The following is a 7,398-nucleotide window of genomic DNA, read 5'->3' on the forward strand; positions in this document are numbered from 1 at the left end:
CGCCGTACTCGGCCTGCTCCGCGGCGACTCCTTCGAAGGCTTCGTCCCGGGCCCTTTCGACGTGTGAGGCGGAGCCCGCCGTCTGGTCGACGACGGCCACGATGGCGTCGGTGACCTGTCGCCCGGACTCCATGGTCTGCCGGTACGTCTTGCGAATCTGGGGTCCTACCTGCTTGGCGTAGTCGTCGTCGACGCCGGCCCACCCGGTGAGCGCGCTCTGGTAGTGCGCCAGGTCGTTGACGAGCGCGTGCGCGTGCTCCGCGATGCTCGCCATGACCTCGGCGCCCCTGCGGGTGAGATGCGGGTCGGCTTCGAACGAGTTTCCAGCCATGGGGTTTCTCCAGGTCGGGCTGTCTGGGTCGTCCCGCGCGTGCGCGCACCGGAAGACCGGGTCTGCTGAGGGCTGCCGGGTTCTCAGGCGGTCTCCTGGTCCTCCACGATCTCGTCGCGCAGTTGCCCGCCGGCCGGCTTGCCGGGCCGGGTCTCTCCTTCGGCGACCATGGAGCCGAACAATCCCTCCCAGTCGATCTCGACCCCGGGGACGTCGGTGAGCTGCGGCATGCCCTCGGAGATGGGCCGGTAGGTGTCGAGCACCTGCTGGGCCATCCGGGAACGGGCCTGTCCCAGCGTCTGCAGGATCACGGCGGACAGCTGGGCGGGAGCCATCGCACGGTACTTGCCGTCGTGGAACCTCAGGGCCGTCACCTCGCCCTGCGGGCCGACGGTGATCTCCACCGACCGGTCCTTGGACATGACGGTGACCGCCGCGCTTCGCAGTCTCTGCTCGGCGTCCGCGACCGCGGCTCTGGTGGACTCCAGGAGCTCCATCGCCTTGGCGAGACGCTCCTCGACGGGTTCCATCCTCATATCTCCTTGCTTTTCAGACGTGTTGGTGCCGGACGGACGGCGCGGTGTGTCAGTCGTCGCGGCCGAGGACGGCGGGGACTCCCCCGTCCTCGGTTCCCCAGACCTCCTCGTCCTCGGACAGCCAGGTGGTGCGGGTGCGGTCCTCGCTCTGCGTGGACTGGCCACCGGGGCCGGCTCCCGCGCCGGGGAAGAAGGGGGCGCCCGAACTGCTGGTCGCCGTCCTGGCCGCGGCGGCCTCCTCCGCCGCGGCGGCGGCGCGGGATCCGGCGGACGTCGTGCGGGGACTGCCGGTCACGGCGCTGTCGGTGTCCGCGAAACCGGAACGGACCCGCTCCGAGCCCGAAAGGTCCCCGTTCATCGCGCCCGCTCTGGAGGCGGCGGCCAGCGCGCCGGGGTTCAGTCCGGTCCCGGCGGAGAAGCCGTCGGTGCCGGGCGCGGCGCCCAGCGCGCCGGACAGGGAGGAGGTGTACGGCACGTCGTCGTAGAGGAAGTCACCGTCGGTGGCTGAGTCGGTGAGGGGGAGGCCCGAGGAACCACCGGACGACAGGCCGCCGTTCAGGGATCCGTTCAGGGATGTGTTGACGGTGCCGGTCGAGCCGTGCGGGGCGGGCACGGTGGTGGAGGTACCGCCGCCCAGCGAGGACGTGTCTATGCCGGAGCCGTCGGGCTGGTCGACGGTGTAGGTGCCGTCCGGCTTGAGCGTGCCGACCAGGCCGTCCGGGAAGGTGGTGGTGACGCTGCCGTCGGCGTTCACCTTGGTGGTACTGCCGTCCGGGTTGGTGATGCTCTGGCCGGGCTGGAGATCGCCGTGGGTGACGGTGCCGTTGGCGCCGGTGGTGGTGTACGAGCCGTCCGGGCCGAGGGTGACCTTGCTGCCGTCGGGGAACGTGGTGGTGACCGTGCCGTCCGCGTTCTGCACCGAGGTGCTGCCGTCGGCGTCGACCAGGGTGGTGCGGCCGTCGGGGCCGGTGGTGGAGGTGCTGCCGTCCGGGAAGGTGGTGACCTCGGTGCCGTCCGGCCTGGTGGTGGTCGTGCTGCCGTCGGCGTTGGTGACGGTGATACTGCCGTCGGGGTTGACCTTGGTGGAACCGCTGCCGCCCGAACCCAGGCTGTTGAGCGCGCCGTTGAGCAGTGAGGTGTAGGCGGGGGAAACTCCCGCACCGGTGCCGGAGGTGCCGCCGGAGCCGGTGTCGCCCGTGCCGGCCGTGTCGGACAGCAGCCCGTTGACGTCCGGGGTCCCGGTGAGACCGGTGTCGTTGAGGGCGCTGTCGGTGGTGCCGGAGCCGCCGGAGAACAGGTCGTTCAGCGCGTTGTTGGTGGACCCGCCGACGTCGTTCAACGCCTGGTTCTGGTCGTTGAGCGCGTTGTTCATGGAGCCGGTGATGTTGTTGAGCGCGTCGTTGACCGATGCGTTCTGGTTGTTGAACAGGCTGGCGATGTCGTTCGGGTTGAACGTCGAGTTCGAGTTGCCGCCGCTGTTGCCGGTGGAGCTGAGCGTCGCCGCCGGTGCCTCCTCGAACCCGTAGTCCGGGTCCCAGGCGGTGTTGAGCAGCTTCGACCATGCCTCGGCCAGACCGGTCTGCGCGGTCTCGGCGGCCGGGTCGAGGTGGGCGACCACGTTGTTCTTCCAACGCGAGACGGCCTCCTGGGCGATCTTCACCCAGGTGTTGGGGTCGGTGAGGGGACCGTAGACAGGGACGTTCTCCTTGAAGCCCGCCATCGTGTCGTACCAGTAGTCGTCGCCGCCGGAGCTGCTCCCCGTGGATCCGTAGGTGGTCGAGTGGGTGACCACCTTGCCGGCGTTGTTGGCGTTGATCCACTGCGCGACCTCCTGGAGGACGCCGCGGACCGTGACCTCCGGGTCCCAGTGGGCGGCGGCGGTGGTCGCGGAACCGTCGGGGGCCGTGCCGGAGACCGTGCCCTTGTCGCTGTGCCAGTCGTCGAACGCGACCTTGAGCGTGCGCAGGCCGACGCTCAGCGCCATCTCGGCGCGGACCAGCCCGGCCCCGTGGTAGGTCCGGGGCCGGTAGTGGTCCACCTTGCTCTCGAGCGGCGCGCTGAAGCCGGGCGGCGCCAACTGCTCCTTGTAGTGCTTGTACTGGGTGTGCAGGGTCGTGATGAGGTTCTGGAAGACGCCGGCCGCGTTGCCCTGCCAGGCCGCGCCCGGCCCGTCCATCGCGTCGGTCCAGGTCTTGAGCCGCTGCTCGTGCTGGTCGAAGAAGGCCATGGCCCGGTCGATGGACCGGGCCCGGTGGGAGAACGTGCCGAGGTCGACAGCGTCCTCCTCGGCCACGCTCAGACCGTCGAACGAGAAGCCGGTGGTCCGGTACGGCGGGTAGGACAACTGGCTGATGGCCGCGTTCGAGCCGAGGGAGTACTTCTGGAAGTTGGTGCCCGCCTGCCCTGAGCCCCGCTGCCAGGGGAAGCCGATCCGGACCACGTACAGGTTGAGCTTCTTGGCGTTCGTCATCGGGCCGCCGTCGCCGGTACCCGCGTAGAAGAGGAGGAAGTCCCCCCGTGACGCCAACCGGTTGGCCAGCGCGGTGCCGTCGACCTTCCCGACGTTGCTGATGGTGACGTCGATCCAGGGCGCGTCCACGGCGTTGTCGTCGGCGTCGCCGTACTTCCTGGACTTGCCCTTGAGGTCCTCGGTGACCGAGTCGCGGGTCGGGACCTTGTACCCGGTCATCAGGTAGACGGTCGTCTCCCACTTGCCGGGCGTTTCGTCTGCCATCGCGGGGGCTCGCCTTTCGGTCGGAAGGGATCAGGTGGTGCTGTGTCCGCCGAGGTCCTGGCCGACGTCGGCCATGGCGGAGATGAACCGGTCGCTGCTGATGGAGTCCAGTGACGTGCCGGCGGTGTTGAGCAGGGTGCGCACGGTGTCCCGGATGTCGGTGTCCATGTCGCGGAAGAGGTCCTGGTGCTTGACGAAGACCTTGTCGATCGCCGTCGCCAGCGCGACCATGTTGGTCCGGAGGCTGTCGCCGTGCACGGTGCCCGTGGCCCCCATCTGACCGATCGTCAGCTGCTTGTTGGGGGCGCTGCTGAGCGTCGAGGAAAGCGTGAACAAGGCCTCGACCGACGGTGTGTCGGCCGTGTCCTGGCGCATCTTCTTGATGTCGGCGATGAAGGTCTGGACCTCGTTGTCGGCGAACTGGATGAGTGACGCGGAGTCCAGATGGGTGAGATCTGCCATGGTCTTCCTTTACTGGGAGACGGTCCGGGACGGGTCCGGGACGGCGCGGCCCGGTCGGCGGGCGGTGGCGGACGACGCGCCGTCCCGCCGGTCAGCTCAGTTCGCTCCACATCTGCGACAGGCTGTTCTCCGTCTGCCGGTAGTTGTTGGAGATCTCGCCGAGAAGGGTGGCGTGGGACATCAGCAGTCGCTCCATCGTGGTGACCGCGTTGTTCCAGTCCGCCTGGGCCTTGGTGTACGCCTCGGCGTCCGCGCCCTGCCAGGTGGTCTTCAGCGCGTTGAGTTCGGCCTCCAGGTTGTCCAGAGTGGTCTCGATCGCCCTGGTCTGCTGGATCATGTCCTCCACGCCCTGCTCGACGTGGTTGTACTCGACGTGGATCACGCCGTCGGTCATCTCGCTCACGGGAACTCCTCGTTCTGGGGGTCGGGTCGGCCGCGCTGCGGGTGGCACAGAGAGGCGGGCCGTGGGGTCGTCGTCAGGTGAGCTGGTTGTAGGCCGAGTCCGCCGTGCTGGTGGACGTGCGGATCATGTCGGTGTTGTTCGACTGGGTGGTGCTGTGGGTCTGGAGGGTCTGGGTGAGGCGGTCGATCAGGCCCTGCAGCTTGTTGAGGATGATCTGCGCCTGCCCGTCCCACTGCGTCAGCAGATTCTGGAACTCGCGGCCGTCCGCGGAGTTGGCGCTGTAGGCCACGGCGAGGTTGCCGGCCGTGGTGTCGACGTCGTTCTTGCATCGCTGGATGCCCTGGTGGGCCGAGTGGAGGGCGTTGATGCCGGCGGTCGTCGACGCCGTCGTGGACTGCTGGAGCGGTGTTGCCACTGGGTACCTCTCGTTCCGGTGGGTGGATTTTCGGTGTTCCGGGCCGTCCTGGACGGTCCGGAAGTGTGGTCAGCCGGTCGGAGCCGCAGGCGCGTTGTCCGCGGGGGACGCGGCGGACCTGCCGTCCGTGGGAGCGTTCTTGTGCCCGGCGACGATGCCGGTGGCGCAGCCGCCCGCTGACGTGGTGCGCACCGGGGCGCTGCCTGAGGCGGCGGCCGGATCGAGGTCGGGGCCGGTCGGCAGCATGGCCAGCAGCGGGGACGGCAGGCCCACGGCGTCCGTGCCGCCGTAGCCGAGCGCGGTGACGGCCGCGGAGGACGCCATGCGGTACTTCACGCCCGCGTCGGTCACCAGGTAGGTGGTGTCGCCCAGCGTTCCGCCGTCCGCGCTCAGCGCGCGGACCACCGCGCCGGCGCCGGGACGCACCGCGACGGCGTCCACCGGGGAGCAGGCGGGGGCGGCTTCCTCGGGAGTGGGGGCAGGCGCGGCGTCGAGGGTGGAGACCACGGCGACACTGGTCACCGGGCCCTTTGCGGTCGGCCTGAGCGCTGTGCACACGTCCTCCCGCGCGGCCGGTCCGGTCAGCGTCGGCGGGCTGGCCGGCCACCCCGGGGCAGCGGCTGTCGTGCCGGCGGCAAGGTGGGCGTCGGCGGTGTCGGTGGCCAGCGGCGCCGGCACCGGCTTGTGCCCCGCGTAGCTGTGCTCGCGCGTGCGCGGGTCACCGAGGGCGAGCGCGGCCTGGGTGGCGGTGACCGCGACCAGGCCCTGCCGGGACAACAGGTAGTACCGCACGGGCGAGTTGGGCACCTGCACCGTGAACAGCTGACCGATCCGCGTGGGTCGGCCGTCCAGCGAGGGACCCTTCTCGCCCTGTCCGGGCACCGCCGGGGGCGTCAGGTCGGGGCCGGCCGGCAGCGTGTTGAGGAACTCCGCCGAGACCGCCCGGACTTGTACGCCGCCATAGCCGAGTGCCCGGTCCGCTCCGTGCTCGGTGTCCAGCCTGAGCCGACGGCCGCGCCACACCAGGTAGCGGGTCCGGTCGGGGGCGGAGACCAGCAGCGCCTGGCGGGCGGTCAGCCCGTCACCGGGCGACGGCCGCGCGCCGACGACGAGCGTGGTGGTCGTCCGCCTGCCGTCCGCCGCGCCGAGGAGACCGGAACACACCAGCCAGGGGCCGTCGTTGACGTCCCGGGCGGCCGGCAGGTCGTCCGGTGCGCCGGTGATGCCGACGGCGGCGCCATGCGGCGTGCCGCGCAGGGAGGCGCCGGAGACCAGGGTCGTGGACAGGTCGGAGCCGCCGATGAGGCGGGCCGAGGCGTAGTTGCGGACCGGGCGAAGGACACCGTCCTGGTACAGGTAGCGGGCGCCGGTCTCCTTGCGCACGATCAGGCCGTCGGCGCTCTTCCAGGAGGTGTCGCCGCCCGGCGAGAGCAGTCCGAACAGCACGCAGCCGGCCGCCCCCAGCGCGCCGATCAACATGCCCATGGCCGCCCCGCGGCCGGTGCGGCCCGAGGGGCTCTCCGGGGCGTCCGGGTCCGAGAGCAGCATGCCCGAGGACAGCCTGCTCATCATGAAGACATGCGCCTCGACCTGGTCCCGCTTGGACTGCATCGCCGCTGTTCCTTCCTCTTCCTCAGCTCGGCTCTGGTGTCGTCCCGGACACGCCTTCCGCGTCCGGACCGGTCCTCAGCCGAAGACTCCGCGCATCCGGCCGTAGACACCCAAGGTCCACAGCACCAGCGGCAACAGTGCGATCGCGGCGGTGGAGTGCAGCAGTTCCGCCGCCCGCCCCCAGTGCGGTACGAGTCGACGGCCCGGCAGCGTCCAGCACAGGACGGCCACCGCCGCGGCCACCAGGGCCAGCGCGGCGACCAGCAGCAGCCGGGTTCGCGTCCCGGATTCCGCGGCGAGCGAGGTCATCAACGCGGCCACCCCCCACACCCCCGGGAACAGCACCGCGGTGCGCTGCCAGGCGTTGCCGATGCCACGGCTGTGCAGTGCCAGCAGCAGCGCCAGTACGGCCGCGGTGACGCGCGCCGGAGTACCGGGGTCGCCGACCAGGGCGCTGACGGCGCCGGTGCAGATCACGCCGACCGCCGCGTACAGGGCCGTCATCCACGCCTCGGCCCGCACAGTTCGGACGACCAGCTGTTCACCGGGTTCGGGGTCGATGCCCTGCTGGAGTTCGTCGGCGTTGGTCGGCAGGGGCGGCATACGCAGGCCCGCCAGCCAGAACGAACAGGCCGGTGCCGACGCGCCGAGCAGGACGGCGACCACCGCGACGACCGCCGCGGCGTGCGCCGCCGGCACGTCGAGCAGCACCATCAGCAGCCCGCCGAGCCAGGCCGCCACCGCGACGACGGCAACCGCCAGGTAGAACCGTGCGGGACCGGAGATGGCGATGAGCGCCAGTCCGGCACCGGCCGCACACGCGGCGGACGCGGACAGCAGGCGGACGCCCGTGGCGGCGGGGCCGGAGCCGCCGTCGGCGCCGAGCGCCGGCGCCAGCCAGCCGGC

7 protein-coding genes and 1 pseudogene are annotated in these 7,398 nt (G+C 71.0%); all 8 read right to left on the reverse strand.

What is annotated here, in order from left to right:
• Positions 1 to 331 (reverse strand): annotated as a pseudogene (locus M8J74_RS43270) (hypothetical protein); the annotation flags it as partial.
• 83 nt (positions 332 to 414) lie between these two features.
• Positions 415 to 861, reverse strand: coding sequence for a YbaB/EbfC family nucleoid-associated protein (locus tag M8J74_RS43275; RefSeq protein ID WP_249841643.1), 447 nt, complete (start codon positions 859 to 861; stop codon positions 415 to 417).
• Positions 862 to 916: 55 nt separating this feature from the next.
• Positions 917 to 3,601 carry an AAWKG family protein gene (locus tag M8J74_RS43280; RefSeq protein WP_249841644.1) on the reverse strand — a complete coding sequence of 895 codons (2,685 nt, stop codon included), beginning with the start codon at positions 3,599 to 3,601 and terminating at the stop codon, positions 917 to 919.
• A 30-nt stretch (positions 3,602 to 3,631) separates the two neighbouring features.
• The gene (locus M8J74_RS43285; RefSeq protein WP_249841645.1) at positions 3,632 to 4,063 is read right to left on the reverse strand and encodes a type VII secretion system-associated protein; all 432 of its coding nucleotides are present in this window, start codon (positions 4,061 to 4,063) and stop codon (positions 3,632 to 3,634) included.
• A 91-nt stretch (positions 4,064 to 4,154) separates the two neighbouring features.
• Positions 4,155 to 4,457 carry a WXG100 family type VII secretion target gene (locus tag M8J74_RS43290; RefSeq protein WP_249841648.1) on the reverse strand — a complete coding sequence of 101 codons (303 nt, stop codon included), beginning with the start codon at positions 4,455 to 4,457 and terminating at the stop codon, positions 4,155 to 4,157.
• 82 nt (positions 4,458 to 4,539) lie between these two features.
• Positions 4,540 to 4,881: a hypothetical protein gene (locus tag M8J74_RS43295; protein WP_249841646.1), complete on the reverse strand. Its 342-nt coding sequence runs from the start codon at positions 4,879 to 4,881 to the stop codon at positions 4,540 to 4,542.
• A 69-nt stretch (positions 4,882 to 4,950) separates the two neighbouring features.
• Complete coding sequence (gene eccB / locus M8J74_RS43300) at positions 4,951 to 6,492, reverse strand: type VII secretion protein EccB (RefSeq protein ID WP_249841647.1); 1,542 nt, start codon at positions 6,490 to 6,492, stop codon at positions 4,951 to 4,953.
• Between the two features lie 75 nt (positions 6,493 to 6,567).
• On the reverse strand, positions 6,568 to 7,398 hold an 831-nt coding region (gene eccD / locus M8J74_RS43305), incomplete at its 5' end, for a type VII secretion integral membrane protein EccD (RefSeq protein WP_283949316.1).

Source organism: Streptomyces panaciradicis (assembly GCF_023516615.1).
GTDB classification, from domain to species: Bacteria; Actinomycetota; Actinomycetes; order Streptomycetales; family Streptomycetaceae; genus Streptomyces; species Streptomyces panaciradicis.

What these genes read in the sequence shown, in the direction of transcription:
- M8J74_RS43275 (WP_249841643.1), bottom strand. Translation starts at nt 861, where the DNA reads ATGGAACCCGTCGAGGAGCGTCTCGCCAAGGCGATGGAGCTCCTGGAG.
- M8J74_RS43280 (WP_249841644.1), bottom strand. Translation starts at nt 3,601, where the DNA reads ATGGCAGACGAAACGCCCGGCAAGTGGGAGACGACCGTCTACCTGATG.
- M8J74_RS43285 (WP_249841645.1), bottom strand. Translation starts at nt 4,063, where the DNA reads ATGGCAGATCTCACCCATCTGGACTCCGCGTCACTCATCCAGTTCGCC.
- M8J74_RS43290 (WP_249841648.1), bottom strand. Translation starts at nt 4,457, where the DNA reads ATGACCGACGGCGTGATCCACGTCGAGTACAACCACGTCGAGCAGGGC.
- eccB (WP_249841647.1), bottom strand. Translation starts at nt 6,492, where the DNA reads ATGCAGTCCAAGCGGGACCAGGTCGAGGCGCATGTCTTCATGATGAGC.